Origin of the sequence: Photorhabdus sp. S10-54 (assembly GCF_963878145.1) — a bacterium.
GTDB lineage: Bacteria > Pseudomonadota > Gammaproteobacteria > Enterobacterales > Enterobacteriaceae > Photorhabdus > Photorhabdus kayaii.
This window is the reverse complement of the sequence record NZ_CAWNXG010000007.1, coordinates 49,595-70,663: the sequence shown is the minus strand read 5'-3', so window position 1 is coordinate 70,663 and position 21,069 is coordinate 49,595. Positions and strand designations below refer to the sequence as shown.

At 42.4% G+C, this 21,069-nt stretch carries 7 protein-coding genes; 2 read left to right on the top strand and 5 right to left on the bottom strand.

The features are described from left to right. The first annotated feature begins 193 nt into the window (after positions 1–193). Complete coding sequence (locus AACQ83_RS05650; protein WP_315903371.1) at positions 194–1,138, top strand: LysR family transcriptional regulator; 945 nt, start codon at positions 194–196, stop codon at positions 1,136–1,138. Between the two features lie 331 nt (positions 1,139–1,469). On the opposite strand, the gene AACQ83_RS05645 is transcribed toward AACQ83_RS05650, so the two are convergent. After that, positions 1,470–4,286: an RHS repeat protein gene (locus AACQ83_RS05645; protein WP_112876809.1), complete on the bottom strand. Its 2,817-nt coding sequence runs from the start codon at positions 4,284–4,286 to the stop codon at positions 1,470–1,472. Positions 4,287–4,429: 143 nt separating this feature from the next. Further along, positions 4,430–11,548, bottom strand: a complete 7,119-nt coding sequence (locus tag AACQ83_RS05640) for a Tc toxin subunit A-related protein (RefSeq protein WP_112876808.1) — start codon at positions 11,546–11,548, stop codon at positions 4,430–4,432. Between the two features lie 601 nt (positions 11,549–12,149). On the opposite strand from AACQ83_RS05640, the gene AACQ83_RS05635 reads away from it, so the two are divergent. Beyond that, positions 12,150–13,061 carry a helix-turn-helix domain-containing protein gene (locus AACQ83_RS05635; protein ID WP_112876807.1) on the top strand — a complete coding sequence of 304 codons (912 nt, stop codon included), beginning with the start codon at positions 12,150–12,152 and terminating at the stop codon, positions 13,059–13,061. A 116-nt stretch (positions 13,062–13,177) separates the two neighbouring features. On the opposite strand, the gene AACQ83_RS05630 is transcribed toward AACQ83_RS05635, so the two are convergent. The 3 genes from AACQ83_RS05630 to AACQ83_RS05620 all read right to left on the bottom strand — a co-directional run bounded on the left by AACQ83_RS05630 (position 13,178) and on the right by AACQ83_RS05620 (position 21,024). Continuing rightward, on the bottom strand, positions 13,178–16,090 hold the full coding sequence (locus AACQ83_RS05630; protein ID WP_112876806.1) for an RHS repeat protein: 2,913 nt from the start codon (positions 16,088–16,090) through the stop codon (positions 13,178–13,180). A 136-nt stretch (positions 16,091–16,226) separates the two neighbouring features. Further along, a complete protein-coding gene (locus AACQ83_RS05625) occupies positions 16,227–16,547 on the bottom strand; it encodes a phage holin family protein (RefSeq protein ID WP_112876805.1) in 321 nt (106 codons plus the stop codon). Between the two features lie 52 nt (positions 16,548–16,599). After that, positions 16,600–21,024 carry a SpvB/TcaC N-terminal domain-containing protein gene (locus tag AACQ83_RS05620; RefSeq protein WP_112876804.1) on the bottom strand — a complete coding sequence of 1,475 codons (4,425 nt, stop codon included), beginning with the start codon at positions 21,022–21,024 and terminating at the stop codon, positions 16,600–16,602. Positions 21,025–21,069 lie beyond the last annotated feature (45 nt).

Genomic DNA, 21,069 nt, shown 5'->3' with positions numbered 1-21,069 from the left:
GTTTATTTAGAAATATTATTGTGATGTAAGGGTGAATTACGTTTATTTTGCAACAATAATAAAAAATGTTTGATAACTGCTAAGAATAAAGATGATAAAACTCAATCTCAGTTAATGCATATTTCAATGTTAAATAATGCAAAGAAGAAAAGTTGTTGTAATGTTTCATTGTTAATATTCCATTCTATCTCGGATGGAACAATTAATTAGAATAGAAGGATATATGATGCTATTTTGTTCAAAGCACTTGAAATATTTTATGGAATCGGCGAAAAGAGAGTCATTCACTTTAGCAGCGGATACGCTTTGTATTACTCCTTCCCCCCTAAGTAGGATCATATATCAATTGGAGCAACGTGTGGGCTGTCAATTGTTTGAAAGATTGCCGGGAAGGACTAAATTGACTGAGGAAGGGATGGCCTTATATCAGGAGCTATTGCCGTGTTATGAGAGAATTCAACGAGTTGAGGATAATTGGCATTATCGTAGAAATGGGAGATTAGTGAACGCCGGCAAACTTATTATTGGGACAAGTGGAGAATATATTAATAAAATTTCGGCAGTGATAAAAAGAGCGGTGCAACGTTATCATTATCGTGATATTTACATAAAAAACAATTTTCTGGTTGATGATTCAGCAAGAAAAGAGGCAATATTTTCTTCTTTAATGAAAGAAGATATAACTGTCTATGTGACGACTGAACATTATCCTGACAACGATGATATTATAAGAATAGATGGAACTTATCAGGTGCTGCGTCTTGCTATCGCTAATGATATTTTAGGATCGGAAAATCATGCTGATGATATTATATCCACATTGCCTTTGGCTCAGCATAATAGTGCTTTCTTGAAACAATGTGACGGCTTTACTCCACTGAATTGTCTACCTAAGTACCAGAATTTAACTTTGCTAACTGTTCCTGATTTTACTCATCGGTTGGATTTAGTGAGATCAGGTATCGCGATAAGTTTAATGACACCTAATGAAGTGCTTTGTTCTGCTGATATTCATAAAGGTATTACCTTTTTAAATTTTAAATCGTATCCAACACCATCAGTGAAATATTGTGCTTATACTCTCAGACATAAATATAAAGAGCCATTGAATTTATTTATTTCTGATTTAATTATTTAGAAATAGATTAAATGGATAGATTGCGGAAGGTTTTGTTAATTATTTTTATAGCTAGAATATTTATTGTTTTTTATGTAATTAAAATAAGTAAGGAAATTATGAAGTAAATTTCTTCTTATGGTTTTCGGTAAAATCATTAAATCCCCTAAAATATTTTTTCAGGGGATTTTCTATTACTATACCCTATAGATTTCAAGATGCATCGCGACGGCAAGGGAGCGAGTCCCCGGGAGCATAGATAACTATGTGACCGGGGTGAGTAAGTGCAGCCAACAAAGAGGCAACTTGAAAGATGACGGATATATATTAATTAATGGCTATTTTACCCAACTCAATTTGCTCTGGATGACGTCAAGTTGCCTGTATAAGTATTACGTACATTCCTATGAGTGGCAGCCGATTGATTAATATCTTGTAATAATACATAAGTATCTCTACCTTGATGCCTCATTGAAATAACCTCGAATGGTGTTTCTCTCGGGAGCAATATTTCCGCTTGTCCAGCTTGTGGTCCACTGGCTCTTATTTTCAATTTTTCAACGAAGCCTTTCCTCGAATCATCTAAATCCATCTTAAATACTTGCTCTTCGCTAGCATTATTATACTTAGATGCGGCGGCGACATTGACACCAGCATTCGTTAAAAATGCCATTTTGACATATCGAGTTTCACTGGTTTCTTTTTTGTGGACAAAACTCAGAAAACCACGATGGGCTGATGTTGATAAATAAGCGTTATCTGAAACGATATCACCAACATTGATACTATTTCCTTCCTGTGGCGAGTGCCAAGGTGATGGCGTGGAATTATCTACATAGGTCATCACTCGATAAGTTATCCGCATTTGTCTATTTTGTAGGGAAGATAATGTGGAATCTAAATTTTCTACTGCCGGCGTAATACGGTTTTCTCTTATCGCGGCATTAATTTGCGAGCTATCTGTGGTGTAGTTTTTAATAGGGCTAATATCTACACCGGGATTGTTGGTCAATAATTCATGGGCTTCTTGCTCTGTTTGGGCAGCGATAACCCTTTGACGTTTGAAGGTTTGAGATTTTGCCATTTTTTTATAAACGGCTTCTTCCATTCCTGTAAAGGAACCCTGGTTTATTATCGCTTCTTCTGTTCTGTTGGCTGGTGATAATCCCTGAACATCAAATTGTGTCACCGGATTATTTCTCACCATGCGATATAAATTCAGTCCATCAATTGTTTCTGCCGGGTCTGCACTTAACCATCTGCCCGCCCACGGTTGGTAATAACGGTAGCCGTAATAATACAGCCCGGTAGCATCCCGTTCTTTACCTGAATAGCGAATGGTTTTATAGCTAGATTCAATTTGATTCCTTGCTGCCCACAGCGCTGTACCGCCAAATGGATAATACTCTTCCTCACTAATAATTTGCCCGTCGCTATCTAATTCAAGTTGGCTGGAGCCAATAAGATTATCGTAGCTGTAACGAAGTTGATTGTTGTTGATATCTTCTGGTTTACCGTTCTCCCAATGCAATACTCGGACTTGCGCGCGACCGGCTTTACCGAGTGTGATAACTTGCAAATATTCTATGGTGGTGCTGCCATGTTGGGTTGTACGTATTTCCAGCCCCGGTAGATAAGTTACCCTTTGTTGTTGCGGGATATTCTGAGTTTGTTGTTCATTCACTTTTAGCTGTCGTATGCCGTTGCTATCGTAGCGATACCATTCGTTTCCCGCGGCACTGTTGGCTTGTTTCAATTCGCCTCGTGGTGTCCAAGTTAGAACTTGACCGGATAGCAAGTTGGTTTGATGGCCTCCCGCATCAAATAAGGCATCAACTTGGGTTGGATCTCCGGTCTGTGTGCTGAGTACTGCACGGTTGCTGCGATTTGAAACCGTTATATCCGTCGTGTAGTTATTTTGCGTGGCTGGTGAACTATGCTGAATTTTCGTCAAATTGCCGCCACGGTCATAACTATAGGTACGAGTATAGTTAGTGTAGGTGTTATTGTCAGAAGGTAGAGCAGGGGAGGGAAGCTGGTTATTTTGCTGACCAATATTGGCCATTTCACGCCCGGCGGCACTGATAAGCTGATACAGAGAATCATAGGTATAGCTATTCTCCGGGACCACTTTCTGATTACGCCAAAAGCGGGTAGCTTCCGCATCGTTACGGATATTGATCACATTGCCTACTGGATCATATTGATAGCGTAGGTCTTGCAACACCTTAGCGTCTGATGGACGGCGAGTGGTAATGCCGATAAGCCGCTGAGTTTCCGGTTCATAGCTGTATTCGGTGATAACCCCGTTACCGTGCTCTTCGCGTAATTTTTGTCCGGCGGCGGAGTAGGTCAGCGATTTGATAATCACTTGTTCGGCCTGACCTTTTAATGTTAACCAACAACCTTTTAACTGCCCGGCCACATCATAGGCTTGCCGCTGAATGTTGCCTTTGGCATCGGTTTGGCTAAGTAAAGCCCCGGAGGCATCGGTTCTATTTTGGGTGGTATAGACATCACTACTCAGTTTTTGCGGCCAGAGGCTTTGGTCTTCACCTGTCCAATCGGCATCTTGGTTATCGACGAGCAGTTGCTGAGATTGTGATAAAACGGCGCCGGTCAGGGCAAGGCTGTTGAGTTGAGTGAGCCCTGCGGTATCGTAATGGCGGACACACTGACCAGCAAGGTTGTGTTCTTTTTCCTGCGGCGTATTGCCGGCCCAGATAAGGCGCTCGGTCGTTTTCTCTTCTGTCTGTGCTTGTTCGGTGATAGCGAGCAGGCGACCGGGTAGGGTGTTATCTTCATAAAGGTGGTTTTGGCGGACACCGGTTGCGTTGATGGTTAATACCGGACGACCTTCAATATCGTTGAGGGTAATTGTTCGGCCTGCATCGATGCTCTCTGTTCGCAGGATATTGCCGGTCAAATTATGCAGCCAGATAAAATTCGGTTGTACGGAGTTGTTAGTCTGTTTGGCGTCATACAGGCGAGGATCAATGCTTTGGTTCAAATATCCGCCGGCATTATATTGATGGCGGGTAATACGGGTATCGGTATTTGTTTCTGCGGTAGCGCGGTGAAAACTAATATTACGGATAGCGAGTCCACGGTTATCGTGAACACTGACGGTAGGCGTATGGTGATAAAGTTTTGGGTCAATGTTTTTCATCATTTACTTCCTTTGTTATGTTAATTGAATTCAGTCCTTTTACATAATAAGGATAATTTTTCTATTGAGGTAATTGAAATAACGGTGGTACGTAAAATGATTTTTAATGACAGGCCCTGATTAGGGCCTGTTGCAGGTGATGGTTATTCGAGAATAGTGTAACGAATGTGCAGAATAATATCGGTCAGCATCTGTAATATGGTTTTTTGTTTACTGGTGGCATTGGGGAAACTTAGCGTTAATGTCCCCTTGTCATTAATATCGATCCCTTCAAACGGTAGGAATTTGCCATCGTTGAAATCGAGCTGAAACTGACCGTTGTCATTCAGGCCGTGGGAGAGCGCCAAGGCTTTACAACCTTTAGCTAAGCCGGTGGCGTCGCCACCATAAGACAGAACAGCTTGAACATCTTGATATGGTCCCAATAGTGCCGGTAAGGAGACACTAATTTGTTTAATGCGGCGTGTTTTGCCTAATTGCATGTCATCTGGGTAATCATCTTTGAGTTTCAGGTCTTGCAGGGTTAGTGTCGCGGATAGCGTATTGCTGGTTAATTTCAATTGATTGCCGTCGTTACCGGCGGCAGTCTCTTTACCTCCTTGTAGCAACGCTTCAATTTTATCTTTCAAAGCAAAGCTTTTTTCCCCTAAGGATTGGTACACCTGCGCCAGAGAAACCGTGCGTTCCACTTCCAGTGCGCGTTGCTCTTGTTTCAGATGGGCATCTTCCATTTGTGCCAGATTTAACATTAAAGTTTCACCAGCGAGCAGGCCAGCATAGGTTCCTTGCCAGGCTCCCGGTTTAATAAAGCGTGCAGAGGAATCGTTAGTTTCCCAACGGTAAGCTTGTTCTGCCATCAAACAACGGGCGACGACTAAATCGTAAAATTGGAAATAAATGGCAGCTAACCGACCACGTAACCAGTTGTATAGCGCTTGATTGCTGAATTTTCGTTGCAGGAAGGCCAATTGTGCTTGAGTTTGTTCCTGTTGGGTTTTCAGGCTGGTTTTCTGTAATACGGCTGCTTCGCGGCGTACCGTTAGCGATTTGAGTTGAGCATCGATTTGTTTCATCTCTGCTTCGGCATTATTACGCTGGATTTCCCACTCTTGACGGCGACGGCGCCATATTTCAGATTGAGAGACTTTCTCCGCTTCAATTAATAGACCGTCTGCGGCGATCCCGCCACCAATAGCAATGGCATTGGCAATTGCCCCAAAGCGCGTTCCCCCGACCGCAAAGCCGTAGATATTAGGTACCATCTCCAGTGCGGCAGCAGCCATATGCAAGCCTTTCAATCCGGCGGTAATACTTTGGGAAGCTATTCGCATATCCAGAGCTTGACGCTCACCGGCGTTGACATCTTCGTCGTATAATTTGCTGTAGTTGTCAAAGCGCGATTTTGCTCCGGCTTTGGATTTTTCCAGCACGGTTTTTTCAGCATCTATTTCTTCGATGGTTTTGTCCTGAATGCTTAGCGTCGTTAATATCAGCTCTTTGGCTTGATTTTGCAGCAGAGCATTTAGGGCCTCAGCATCTTGGCGTTCAATAATATTTTGCAACGTGGAACCGAACTGTGTGAGTTGAGTGACCATGCTACGGGCATTTTCTAGCATATGCGGGAAGCGCCACAGTGACATAAATGGCTGTGGAAGCGAGCCGCCGCCTTGAGACGTAGCAACGGCAGCGCTGAGTAACGCTTTCGGATTGGCCGGTGTGGCATACATCGGCAGATAGAGCGGTTGACCATCGATGGAGAGATTATGACGCAAGTTATACAGGCGCAGTTCCAGTTTGTTCCAGTAGCTCAGCATAACGTCGTTGATTTGTGGCAGGAAAAGATCGGTCAGGGTATTAGCGGAGCGCAATGATAATGATGGTATTTGCGTGCCTTGCCGTAGGGTGGTTATTGCGTAGGAATATGCTTTTTGTGTGGTAGTACTTGCGGCATTGTCCAGACGTGGATCATTCCATGTGGAACTCAGCGGCAGATAGGGTTTCTCACCTAATAGGTGCAGCGCCTGCATATACCACATTTTGGCCTCGTTCAGCGTATCCCGCTCCAGTTGGCGATAGGCATGATCGCCGCGTGCCATCAGTAGATCGAGAGTGCGCATAAAGGTGGCTACTTTATAGTGCATTGGATCGTGCTGTGCCACCGCGTCAGGATCGACGGAATCCAAAGGATCACTGTTCCAACTGGTATTTTCCAGTAACGGGCGCACATTCCAGTGATAGTTTTTAATTTGGCCACGAATAATATAGCCAGCTGGGCTCCAGACATATTTCAGCCAACGGTTAGCTTCATCAAAGTTTTGTTCATGTAGTAAACGCTGAGCAACCAGCATTGGGGTATAGTAGAACAGCTCCCAGAAATAGAGGCTGTTGGCGCCGCTGAAATCCATTGGTTCCGTGAAAGTTGGTATTACTCTGGCTGATACAAGCCCTGGGAAAGTCGTGTTCTTATAGGTAGTGTCGAATATAGCGGGTTCATTATTATCTTTTTTAACAAATCGAATGAAATTTGTTTCCACTTTTTGATAAACTGCGTAAACATAGAGATTGTTTTTGTCTCCATAAGCATCATCGAAGCGAGGTAAGAATAATCTTACAATTGTTTGTGTAGTATCGCTTAATGTTCCTAGATAAATGGGAAAATAATCGCCTGATTTAAAAATATCACCATACATAATCTTAAATGATTTATTAGTACCGTGGATATCAGGATCATATTTATCCATAACGAGTTCTACATAAGCCCCTATTCCCATCATCGGTTCCTGAATATTCTGAGTTTCCATACTGAGAATCGTATCAATACCTGTTGTGGCGCGTTCAACTAATTGGCGAGCAAATAGGGTATTAAGGCGAACGTGATAGGCTCCCCATTGCATATATTGAGCGCCATTCTTGTCATGGCAAAGAATTAGCGCGTTATCGGTTTTAACCTTTCGGGTGACAGGGATACTGAAACGTTCCTTGCCCAAATTACGGTTATTTTCTGCAAAGGCTGTAAATGTGACATCAATATTGGCTAAATTATTAATAAATTTCAAGTCAGAACCTTCTATTTCGAGAATATTAAATTGGTAACACATTTCTTCAAAGCTAGGTGATGGTTGAGCGGAGACATCCTTATTCGCCGTAAGAGAGTATTCTTTGCCAGCTTTGATTGTAACTTGAACCTTTTCAGAAGAAATTGCTGTGTTGATATCTATTGATCCACTAATATCGGTGGCAATCTGGCCCTCTTTATCTTCCATATAGAAATATGCTTTAAATAGATCTGCATTATTAATCGTATCGATAATACAATCTTGGTTACTACTTGTAGTTGCGGTTATTTCTTCTTTAGTTGTTGGGAACCAAGCCCTTACAGTACCAGTTGTATTGCTCCTATAAAATAGCAGACGTCCTTTGTCATTATTACGATATTGATAAACGGGATAGATAAGTTTATCATTTTTAGAGTGATTCGGGTTTTTATTTATATTTGTATAAATAATAAATTTATCTCCCAGTTTTCCATATTTCTTTATCAGGTCACACTGAATACGTTCTCGGCCTTCTTTTCCATCATGAATTATTCTTAATTTTGGTGAAAGATAGATTTTTAAATCACTTGATGCAACTTGGTAATTGATAACTATACTTCCGCCGTATACTTGGCTGAGATTATATTCCCCCCAATCATGGCTATTGCTATGATTCATCAATGAAGGGATTTCATAATCTTCTGCATATCGGTTATTTATTCTTATGACACTATTAGTATCGAAATGTGTATAACTATTATCTCGATAAGAGTTGCGTTGTTCATTGCTCATATCTTTGGAAGACATATCGGAGAAAATATATAATCCTTGCGTTGGCGCAGTTTTATAATCATCTAATTCATCTTCTTTTCTATAAAACATTACCAGCAAGGTATCTTCCCCTTGATAACCTGCGCAATAGAGTCCGGGAGCTTGAGACTTTGTCAGTTCTAATGCTGATATTTTGCTATTCACATCAAAGGCTATTGGTGTATTCCAGGTACCATCATAACGAATATGAGCCAATTTTAATTCATAGCAATAGTCAGTAATGACTTTATTATCCTTATCTTGTTTAGCTGTTTCCTTTTGTTCCAGCCAAATCAGATATAAGCGGGATTTATAGATAACTGGGCGGATGGTGCTTTGGTAGGGATTAATTGCGCAGTCAATTTTATTCCATTCACTCCAGGCATTGGCGGAGAATTTACCGTCATTGAATTTACTGTGATCGACGCTGCGCCAGTAATATTGATTAACTTCTGTTTTACTGTGTCCGATAAAATAGGTTAGCCCTTGGTCATTATTAACATTGTCATGATACGCACTAATGACTTCCAAATTAGCGACTTGTTCAAATGAGGTTAGGTAAGATTTAAATGCGTCTTCTACTGTATCGGCATTTAATTGGCTCTGGCTGACGGATTGTAGTAGCGTATCCATCATTTTCGTTTGCCCGATACGCATCGTCGGATCGATATAATTTTCAGGATAGTAGGCTAATTGTGAAACGCCAGCCCAGGTGCTGTAACGTTTATTATATTTATCCCAATCGATAAAAAATTGACGGGTTATAACATCAGAAACGGCGTGGGTTTCTACATTTTCCAGCGCCCGGTTGACATACAATTGGATACTGGCAATGGCTTCGGCAATACGTGTAGTTTTTATTGCAGCGGAAACTTGATTATCAATCAGTAAATATTGGTATAGATCGTCACGGCTTTTAATTGATGCTGCCCGATTAGCGATCTTGCCAATATAGTAATTGCTTAATGCAGTACTGCGAGATTCATCTAGGAATACGTGCAGGGTATGAGTTTGTTGGGGATCTAACCCGGCAGTTAATACCATAGCTGCGCTTTCCCATTGGGCATAGGTCGGTGTTTTTTGAGTCGGTTGTATATAATCCAATGCTATCAGGGATGAAATACCTTGTGGGGAGATATTCAAATTACTGGCTACATTGGCCCATTGCAGAATAATGTTGATAGATTGCCAATTGGAGAATGCATTTTCTTTAGTAACTTGGTTGTAATTTTGTGCTTGAATATTGGCTTGTTCCAGTAAATTAACATCAATATTCATGGAGTTAGCTAATTGTTCCGCGGTTAAGGTTTTATTTTCAAAAGCCGTTAGAATAGAGGAGGCTTTTTCACCTAGGGAATTAACCCAATTGGCAAAGCGGGTTAGGATGATTAATGTTGGTGCATTATGGGCTGGTATCGCTTTATCAGGTTCATCAGAAATGCCAAAAATAGTTGGCTTTTCGATAAAGAGACGGAAAGCGTTTTCGTTAATGCCGGAAGAACGATAAATCATTGTCAATTGTGCCAGACAGTGACAGTATTGAATAATTTGTTCCTGCATTTCTGGTGGTTTTGATAATTCTGAAATGTCTTTATTTTGTAACCAGTTCCAGAATTTTTTTGCCGTTATTTTATTTTCGCTTGGTTTTATCTTATCAGCCCAGAGAAGAATAGAATGTGCGACATTTTCAGACGGTAATTGTAGCGTTGCGGCAATATAAGGTGCTATGGCAGCCAGAAGATCTGTTTTCTCTTTGTCAAAATTCTGCAAACCATTGTAGACCGTATTTAGTAAGTTTCGAATTTCAGGCGTTAGCGTTTTGTCATAGTTGGTGGTGGTCATTAAAAATAACTGATAGACACTCCACTTTTGTGTATGCAACCAATTGCTTAGTGTATCGAGTTTGTTAATCAGTTCCTGTAAGTTTTCATCATCAATTGTATAGAGATCTCTCTTATCTTCACCGATAGTCATCAGTAGCAAATACAGTTCATCAATCGTTAATTGATGAATATCGGCCAGTAGTTTAGTCATATAAAGATTGGAAAGATTCTTTATATTATTAGCAATTTTTCCATCTTTATTTTCATGATTAGCAATATGGAGCAATCGATAAAGAGAAATATCATCGACATTAAAAGCACGTTTAAGTACTGTTTTGTGCCAATTATTGGTGCTATTCAGATTTAAGTCAATGTCGGTATTTCCAACAGCAAAATATTGCCCGTTGAGTGGTGGAGTATTAAATAGGAGATCAAATTGGCTAGGTTGATTACGATAGGAATGCTGTGAAATAGGTGCGTTACATAGTATTAAGGCAGTTTCAGTATCAATGTTGTATTTCTTCATATAGTATTTAACTAGAAAGATTTTTCCTAATACCGTTGGATTAATACTCTGTTCTGGAACAATTTCATCTATTTTTAAAAATGGCAGGTTTACGGTTCGTGATAATAAAATAATTTTATTGATTTTTAGTAAATGTATTTTCTGAGTATTGAGTTCATTATCTGGATATTTGTGAATGAATTGGCTAAGCTCTTCATCACTAAAATTATAATAACTTTTCAGATATTCTGGCATTGCCAACCAGGTAGGGTCAATATCGCCAAAATTCTTTTTATAAATTTCCTCTGCATTAGCCTCGGTAATCTCTTCCGTCAGGATATTAAACAATTCCGGCGAGATAGAGTTATCAATCCCTAATAGTGAAGCTTGATGCATTAATTCAGTAACAGCGGGTGATTTCTGAAATTGCTCAAGTTGAGGATCTTGTAATTGGATAGCTTTACGCACATTTTCGTAAGCGTCATGATAAGGTATCGTACCGGAAGGACGGAAAGTGGATAACATTTCCATCACTTTAGTATCGCTGTCCAGATTAGACTTATTAGCTTTAATTCCTTTCAACAAAATTTCATTGGACAGAGAAAGCGTGGAAAGCTCAGTGTCCATATTTTTCTGGTTGAGCTCCATTGATTGGAGATCTGGGCGGCGTTCATCCAGATGATAAACGGAGTCGCTGGCATGTAAATTACGCGCTTCACGATAGAGTTCAGTTAAATAAGCCGCGGGGGAGAACATAGAGGAAACTGAACCCGGTGCCACATATTGGCTGGCTCGGCTACCGAATTCATTATTGTAGCTTCGCAATTCAGCATGAGGGAGGGTAATACCGAGGTGCACTGCATTTTGTAACTGTGGGTTAGCGCGTTTGAGAATACGTGCTTCATATAATTGATTCTCTTTTTGTTCCTGTTGTGCATCACGATATAAGCGGTTGGTCTCTGACCAAGAGAGATGATCAGAGACTTGCTGGCGGAATTCATTAAAAGAATAGAGGCAAATATCGGTCAGACAATGAATACCACACTGGCTTTGCAATGCATCAGGTATCTCTTTCACGTATGAGTTCATGTTTATTCCTTTTAAATCATAAGGTAAATGAAACATCCGTGTGCTCTCTGTACCATCGATACAATAAGAGAATGATTCCGTTCTATAGAAAGATGAGGATAATCACTATGTCACTGTTTTGTTTAAATAGCTGTTGCAAAAAAAGCAGCCGCAAAATTTGCAATTGTTTTTTGAACAAAGCTGGAGGGAATAAGCGGTTGTTGTGTACATCATGATTTATGCGTAATGAGAAAACAGAGAAGTTAAGTTATGGTAAATATCAATTGTGTATTTTATTTAATGGTATATTGGTATTGATTTAATATAAATATTATCGATGTTTATTTAACTAATTGAAATATAGAATATTAGTGATGATGAGATATATTTGCACTTAATCACAAAATATAAAGTTTCATTAAAATTATTATTTAAATATATTGGTAATTTATTTTTATTTTATAATAATTAATTAAGTGTTTAGTAAGCATTAAGAATATAAATAGTGAAATCCAATATCAATTAATACATGTCCTAATGTAAAATAATGCAAAGTAGAAACATCATTGTCATGTTCTATGGTTAATATTCCATTTCTGGAATGAAAACAAGAGGGTATGTGATGATATTTTGTTCAAAGCAACTAAAGTATTTTATGGAATCAGCTAAGAAAGAGTCATTCACGTTAGCAGCGGATACGCTTTGCATTACCCCCTCTCCACTTAGCAGGCTCGTATATCAACTGGAACAGCGTGTAGGTTGCCAATTATTTGAGCGATTACCGGGAAAAACCAAGCTTACGGAAGAGGGTAAGGCATTATATCAGGAGTTGTTGCCATGTTATGAAAGGATCCAAAAAGTTGAGGATAACTGGAATTGTCGTAGAAATTATAAATTATCAAACAGAGACAAACTGGTTATTGGCACAAGTGGAGAATATGTTAATAAGATATCTACGGTCGTAAAAAGAGCAGTGCAACGTTATCATTACCGCGATATTTGTATAATCAACAATTTCCTCATTGATGATTTAACAAGACAAGACGCAATATTTTCTTCCTTAATGAAAGGGGATATAACGGTTTATGTGACGACTGAATGTTATCCAGATAATGATGATATCATCAGGATAGATGGTGCTTATCAAAAGTTGTCTCTTGCCGTATCCAATGATATTTTAGAACCAGAGAGTCATGTTGATGAAATAATATATAGCTTTCCTTTGGTTCAGCATAATAGTGCCTTTTTAAAACAATGCGATAATTTTATGCCATTGAATTATCTGCCTGAATACCAGAATTTAGCGTTATTGACGATCCCTGATTTTACTAATAGATTGGATCTGGTAAAAGCGGGTGTCGCGATAAGTTTAATGACACCCAATGAAATGCGCTATTCTGCCCATATTGATAAAGGTATAACATTTCTGAATTTTGAACCACGTCCAGCACCATCGGTAAGGTATTGTGTTTATGTCCTTAGAAATAAATATAAAGAACCATTAAATTCATTAATTTCTGATTTGATATTTTAGTATGAGAGATAAGGTATTGTTATTTTAATTGGTTAGATATTGTTTTAATTATGTAATATTGAATGTTAAAAGTCATCAAGCCATGAGATAAATATTATCTCATGGCTTGTCCCTAATTATTTTTGGATAAAGTTTATTTTACTGTTGTATCCCTTCCTATAGGCGTGGCGAATTTCAGAGAAAGTTATTGCTTCGGCATATTCATGCGGACCTTCTTTCCTTCTTTTTCCTGTTTTCCAGGGTTTATCCGAATTTAGCTGCTCGATAGTCAATTTTTCCCCGTTATATCCAGCCATAACAAATCTGAAATCAGGTGATGCTAGTTGTTTTATAAACCAATCCATACCTAATTTACTTGTTTGTCTAAAGAATGCCGTTGCAATAGTATTTTTTAGCCATGATTGGTCTGCTGTTGATAAGGTGCTTTCAAGTTCTCCTGCATTTCCTGCGGAAGCAAATTTCGTTAATATATCTCTCTGCCTTTGAATAGTGAAATCGCTACCATCACTATTTTTTAAAATAAATGCATCTAATTTCTGGTATCGCTCTTTGCCGGAAAATCCGCTAAAGAGACTCTTTTTGGGTAGAAGACTCTTTATCTTACTTTGAATATCTAATTTTCCTTTATTTTCTACCATATGAAAACTCCATGACGCAGTGTAAGCATATTGTTGTTCATAGGCTTCCTGTTTAGTTTTATCCGTAGCTGAATCCGCCTTTATACCTATAGCATCCAGATATTTAAGTGAGTTAGCTCTTATATTTCCCTCATTCAATTTAGGCGGGCTGTCTTCTTTAAGATTTTGAGAAATTCTAAAATAATCAGACAGACTTAATTCACCCATGATACCAAGCCCGGCATTATACTCATCGATGGTAACAGGATTCTTATTAGCCGCGAATGCCTTCCCCATTTCTGATCCGCGGTGATGGCTGAAACCATATATCACAGTGTGTTCGACATCTTTAATTTCAGGTGCTCTACCATCAGTATCATGATATTTAATGGGATTATTCCTCACCATGCGATATAAATTCAGCCCATCTACTGTTCCCGCCGGATCGGCACTTAACCACCGTCCTACCCACGGTTGGTAATACCGATAGCCGTAGTAATACAACCCGGTCGCATCCCGCTCTTTGCCTGAATAACGGATGGTTTTATAACTGGCTTCTGTCTGATTCCTTGCTGCCCATAATGCCGTGCCACCATAGGGATAGTACTCTTCCTCACTGATAATCTGTCCTTCGCTGTCTAATTCAAGCTGACTAGAGCCAATAAGATTATCGTAGCTATAACGTAGCTGATTATTGCTGATATCCGCAGGCTTGCCACTCTCCCAATGTAATACTCGTACCTGTGCCCGGCCCGCTTCTCCTACTGTGATAATTTGCAAATCTTCGGTTGTGGTCGTGTTGTTTTGTGTTAAACGGAGTTCTAAGCTCGACAAATAAGTTATTCGCTGTATTTGAGCGTTGTTGCTGGCCCGTTGTTCGTTGACTTTTAATGTCCTTTTCCCATCACCACTATAACGATACCACTCCCGATCATCATTGGTGCCCTTGTCCCGTTTCACCAATGTTACTTGTTGTAGTTCACCGCGAGTATTCCAGTTCAGGCTTTGTCCTGATGTTAAGATGTTCTGATGCCCGCCTGCATCAAACAAAGCATCTACTTGCGCCGGATCTTCGGTCAGTGTGCTTAGCACTGCGCGATTGCTCCGGTTAGAAACCGTGATATCTGTGGTGTAGTTGTTTTGCGTAGCCGGTGAACTGTGCTGGATTTTAGTCAGATTGCCGCCACGGTCATAAATATAAGTACGGGTATAGTTGGTATAAGTGTTGTTATCAGAAGGTAGAGCGGGGGAGGGAAATTGGTGACTTTGTTGACCTATATTCGCCATCTCGCGCCCGGTGGCGCTGGTAAGCTGATATAGGGAATCGTAAGTGTAGGTGTTTTCCGGCACCACTTTTTGATTGTGCCAAAAGCGGGTAGCTTCCGCATCGTTACGGATACTGATGACATTGCCGACCGGGTCATATTGATAGCGTAGGTCTTGCAACACTTTGCTGTCTAACGGATTGGTGTTTGACGGACGGCGGGTTTTGATACCGATAAGCCATTGGGTTTCCGGTTCATAACTATATTCAGTAATAACACCATTGCCGTGTTCCTCGCGTAATTTTTGTCCGGCAGCGGAATAGGTCAGGGATTTAATAATCACTTGTTCCGTCTGGCCTTTTACTGTTAACCCGCTCCCGTTTAGCTGCCCGGCCACATCATAGGCTAGCCTCTGAATGTTCCCTTTCGCATCGGTCTGAGTCAATAAAGCGCCGGTGGTATCGAAGGTGCTCAGGATGGTGTAGATGTCATCAGCCAGCATGTTTTGCCAGACAGTTTCGTTATCACCTGTCCAGTTTGCCTCTTGAGTGTCGATCAATAGTTGGCTGGATTGAGATAAAACAGTACCGGTCAGTGATAAACTCTCCAACCGGGTAACTCCCGCCGTGTCATAGTGGCGCACACACTGGCCGGCAAGGTTATGGTTTTTCTCTGCTTCGCTATTGCCAGCCCAAATCAAGCGTTCGGTGATACGGGATGTTTTTTCCTCTGGTATTTGTTCGGTAACAGATAACAGACGACCGGGCAGAGAAGAAATTTCATATTGCCGGGTTTGTATGACACCTGTTGCAGTCACTGTCAGCAGCGGACGGCCTTCAATATCATTCAAGGTGACAGTGCGACCTGCATCAATGCTCTCTGTACGTAGGGGATTACCGGTCAAGTCATACTGCCAAAGAAAATTGGGTTTGATCGTACTGTTGGTTTGTCTGACCTCATATAGGCGCGGATCGATGCTTTGACTTAGGTGTCCGTGAGCATTGTATTGATGGCGGGTAATACGGGTATCGGTATCACCGTTTGCGGTGGTACGGTGAAAATCGATATTACGGATCGTCAAACCACGGTTGTCTTGGACGTTGACGATAGGGGTTTTTTGATAAAGTTTGGGATCAATATTTTTCATGATTTACCTCGTTGTTGTGTGTAATCCTTTCTGCAATCGCAATTTTTGTCTGCATGTTAGTTTTCTTACGATAGTGTAGTAGATAATTTCCCAGTTTAGCTGGAGACAGATGGTTTGCTGTGGCAGTGGGCATACCTTATTGCTTCCTTCCATGATCATGATGATGCATAACGAGGCGGCGCCAGAGCCAATTCAGTCCGGTACTTCCTGTTGTGCCGAATAAACCTGCAATCGCAAAAGTCATATAGATACTGCTGCCACTTTCAAAACTCAGCAGTCCTCCCAGTACACCGGTAAAACAGGAGATGATGAGTTGACAGAATACGTTGATCCAACTCCATTTATATTGTTTGTTTTGCATATCAATGAGGTACCTTACTAACCCGCCCCAGGCCGCAATAAAACCAATGATCAACCAGATAATAAGTTGAGTATCTGACGGTATTATGAACAACACCTTTCACCTCTATCTATGTTTCCCGCCTGTCAGCCAGGCGGGGTTGATCAAGTTACATATTCACCTCAGCAGCTGTGTCATTTTCATCCTCATTGACAGTAAACCAGGGAGTGAACAAGGTTCGGCGTAACCAACCTTTTGCGGTGATAACCTTGATTTCTCGACCAACGGGATCATAGACATGGGTATCTGCATAAGCTTCTTTTTCCTGCCGGGCACTGTCATTGCTAATGTATCGCCAGTCATTGAGGAAATAGGGCTGATAGGTGCGTATCGGTTGTCCCTTATTGTCATATTCCGTTCGTCCAGTCACTGCCCAACGATTCTCAGTATGCTGGACATTTATAATTAGAGAACCGTCTTCATTGCGTTGCCAGGCCATGCCTGCCTCATGTCGGGCAGCAGCTTGCAGCAAGCGGCCAAAGCCATCACTAAATACCACCTGTTGACGGATCTGTTGCTCAGGATCGTGGTCGTAACGATCCGTAGTTAATGTCAGGCTGTGAGGCGGTAAACGGCGAACGTTGTTTAACAGGCTAATGAGTTGAGGGGGTGCCTTTTGACTTTGTGCCCAGTGGCGATAGGCCAGTGTACATATGCGCCCATCTTCGGTGATGATTCTGGCGTTGTATAACTTTTGCCGGTCTTGCTCTGCCAGTCTATTGAGGGCTTTCTGACTTAGTACTGGCATCCAGCTTTCTGGTGCGTAAACCTGACACTGTACTACAGGGAGCGGTTTTTTTAACTCAATAGCGGCGTCTACATCGGATGGTGGAGAAAACGATGTTTTTTCCGGTGAAGAGTAACCGGTCATCTTACCGTTTTCAGTTCCCCAAAAGCGCAGTGTGATTGGTCGGCCTAGTGCATCTAGCGTGATAAGGTGCTGATTGTCATTGATATCCGTGAGTTGTACAGGAGTCAGAAAACGCCAGTCATATCTGGTTGAGGTTGTCAGTCCAGCAGCATCTCGGGTTTGTGTGACAACGCAATAGCTTGCATCCCAAGTGAGTGTAATTTTGCCCGTGAGTTGGGTGTTGCTCTGTTTTTGTGGGCGCCAGAACTGTGCAGCTGTACCGTAATCGGTATAGCCATGATGAGCTACCCAGATTTTGTCTTCTCCAGTGCGAGGGAATAGATAATTTGTTTGTTGGTATCCGGCTTGTTCCAGCGTCGTTGATAATTGAGCAGATGGGATACTCCCATCAAACGCTGATAGTGTGGATTGACTAAATACCGTTGTCTCGGTAAAGGCAACCAGCGCTTGTCGCGTTGGCGTTTGCAATGGCGTTGCATTTTTCCCATTGGTATAAACGGTTTTTTTCTGGCCGAGGTATTCACGCGGTTTATTATCCGCAATCAGACTATTTTTATCGCTCAGTAGTTCCAGATTTAAACCATCAGCAGGCACATTTTCAGCGCCATAAGTAAAGATATCACTGCGGGTACTATCCGGTAATCCCAATACCCGAACGGCATTACCAGTCAGATGATGCCAACTGAACTGTTGATAAGTGAACCGTAATTGGCGTTGCTGGTCATCATAGCTGTTGGCTAACAACTTATCAGGCAGCGTATCAGGATACGGACTGATTGCCGGTTGCTGTCGGCGTGGATACTGTACCGAAACCTGTTTTAGCGGTTGACCAAATAGATCACTGGATAGCGTAATATCTTGGCTGCATTGCGGGTCGCTGGCGATACGCTCGTAATGATAGTTGCGGCTTTCAACTACAGATGACCACAGCACCGGATATCGGTTATCGGTATGCTGTAATCGACGTACTTGTGGGCGGAATTCAGTGACCGTGTAGGGAGTTTTCTCCTGTGTACTGCCATCCTTCCCGTATAGTTCACTACGTAGCAGTTGGCCTTTCAACGCCCGATTTAGCCAATACTGGCTGTTATCATCTTCCGGTGTTAGCTGAACATCTTGACCATCTTGCCAGGTCGTAAAGCGTGGTGAAAAACCGGCAAAAGCCTGATTATCACCACGCCAATACTCTGTCGATAATGTGTTATCTATTACGGGCAGCCCGGTGGCATACCAGTTTTTGGTCAGTGCGGGTGGTGTGCGTTCTGGCGCGTTGCCTTGAGCCAGTTGATGGCTGTCTGTCTGCTCTACATAACCAAATCCGCGAAATTCCCGCTCACGCCCATCCCAGGCACCACGAGCATAACGTAGTGTTGTGACTAATTTGTTGCCGCTGATTTCATCCTCTGTTTCCGTTTGCCATAGGGTGTGTACCGGGAAGGGGAGATAACAAACCGGTGTTTGTCCGGCAGCCAACGCCGCGGATTTTTCATCCAGCCAAAACTGGGTGGAACTGCGGTAACGCAAGGTGTGATGGGCCCCCATATTGTTATTTATTTCACTGAGTAACCACGGTTTTGCGCTGGTTAGATCACAACGCCAGTGATGGGGAGCCATATGTGGCACGCTCAGTATCAGGCTGGCGACGCCTAACCCTTGTACATCGGCCACTTGTAACTGACAGGTATGATCAAAACGCAAGCCTTCTGGGAAGTGCAATGTCACTGGTGCGGCAAAACCGTTGCCGCTTTTATTCAGGAAGATATCCAGACGGTTGGTGTGAACATAAATCAGATCAGTTGGACCGCTGCCATCCAGATCGGCCAGATAAACTTGAGCAGGGTTAAATATGGCCTCCGGCTGGCTGAATCCCGGTAGGGTAAGGGTAATGGGTTGACCAAAACGTCCGTGCCCCAGATTAGGCCAGCAGGTGACTTTAGTTGCGCTCACTTCAACCAGATGCGTCTGACCGGAACCCAATACATCACTAAACGCCACCAACTTACGCGGATCGGCACCCGGTACTGGCAGCGTGACATCACCGGATTGCACCACATCTTGCCCTTTGGCAAAGCCGTCACGAGTATTGGCATATAAACGCACACTGTTAGGGCCGATCAGCACTAAATCAGAGAGTCCGGCTCCCATTAAGTCGGCGAGTTGCGCGCGTGGATGAGTATATTCCACCGGCAGAGCGTTGAGCGGGGTAAAACGTGTCCAACTGCCATCCGGGCGTTGACTATGATATCCCCGTAATCCCGGTCCGGTGATAACCCAGTCAAGTTGGCCGTCTCCGTTGATATCCACCAGCGAGGCGTTACTTTGCAAGGAAGGGATAACAGACAAAGGCTGCATTTTTTCCCAAGTGACGGTATCTGAGCCAATTTCACCCAAGCGCTGTGCGGAACGGTACCACCAGGCGTTTTTATCCTGATATAGCAGGCCCGGTAATCCTTCGCCTTTTAGATCAACTAGTTGCCAGCGCTGAATAGAGTTGAAATTAGACAGAACGTCCATCGGCTGCCAGTGAGCGTTATGTTGCGGTGAAAAATCCTGATACGCCAATTCTAATGGTGGCAGGGTGACGGCAGTACCGTCTTGCTCGTGTCCCACTCGACGAACAAATGCCAGCGTGCTGGCGATTTCGCTTTCGTTATAATTGAGTATCAGGCGTGAAACCAGCGTTGGTCCGTTGTGTTCTTTTATCTTATTATCCAGCGCTTGCAGGCAGTGATACATCAGTATCTGACGGCATAAACGGCGGGTACGAATCCCAAAGCCATATTCATAACGGGAAAAACGGTCCTGACGACAAAGCCAGTTACCCGTTGCTGTAAATGCTGGTGGCATTTTCAGGTTGTTACTGCGTTCGCCGTAATCAAATACCAGGTAGAACAACCAGTCTGTTTGTGATGGGCCGCGACCATCCAGACCGGGTAACGTTTCGCTGGCTGTCCGGTTGCCGTAATACACTATGTGTAAATAACGTTGTGCTGTGGCCTGTGGATGGAGCGTAGTTTCATTAGTTTCACAATCTAAGTTATCTTCGGCTCGGTACTGATAATAAATTTGCTCACCATGTGGTGATACGGAAGCTTCTAGCAACCATTGTGCTGTTTGTGTGATGTCTGACGGGTTGCTGATCCGCGCTTGAGATGATTTACCCAGTAGATGTATCTGTCCATCTGGGCTATATATCAACCAAAAGTCTGTTTTGTCTGTTGTCTTGGGCTGCCAATATTCCAATCGGCTGAAATGACTTTCCAGACGGGAACGGTATTCGGTAACGGTGAAGGTAGCGCCTAGGTTGATACCCTGTAATGTCGATTCATCACGCAGTTGATCCGCTACTACCAGTACTTCGCCTTCCGGCCCAAGGAAAGTATCGGTTTCGTTATAATGGGGAACGCCAAAATGGGTGCGTCGGCGGATGGTCATAACATTGCAATCCCAACCCAGACCAAATGGACTGTTACCGGCGCCACTGTTGTAGTTTAAGGCGAGTGACGGGGCATAACCGCGCCCGGCAGAAATAGGCAATGGTAGAGATAGCGCGGCCATACCATCCGGTCCGGTGGGGGTTAACGCTTCCCCCATTCCCGTGATAGCGCCTCCCCCTTTGGGCAATGATAGTTCTGTAATACTAAAATCTTGTGAATTTTGCATGAAAGACTCCTTGCAGGCCCCATTTAGGGGCCTGTTTTAGCACTT

Coding starts and splice junctions, on each gene's coding strand:
- AACQ83_RS05635 (WP_112876807.1), top strand. CDS start 12,150: ATGATATTTTGTTCAAAGCAACTAAAGTATTTTATGGAATCAGCTAAG.
- AACQ83_RS05620 (WP_112876804.1), bottom strand. CDS start 21,024: ATGCAAAATTCACAAGATTTTAGTATTACAGAACTATCATTGCCCAAA.
- AACQ83_RS05630 (WP_112876806.1), bottom strand. CDS start 16,090: ATGAAAAATATTGATCCCAAACTTTATCAAAAAACCCCTATCGTCAAC.
- AACQ83_RS05650 (WP_315903371.1), top strand. CDS start 194: ATGGAACAATTAATTAGAATAGAAGGATATATGATGCTATTTTGTTCA.
- AACQ83_RS05645 (WP_112876809.1), bottom strand. CDS start 4,286: ATGAAAAACATTGACCCAAAACTTTATCACCATACGCCTACCGTCAGT.
- AACQ83_RS05640 (WP_112876808.1), bottom strand. CDS start 11,548: ATGAACTCATACGTGAAAGAGATACCTGATGCATTGCAAAGCCAGTGT.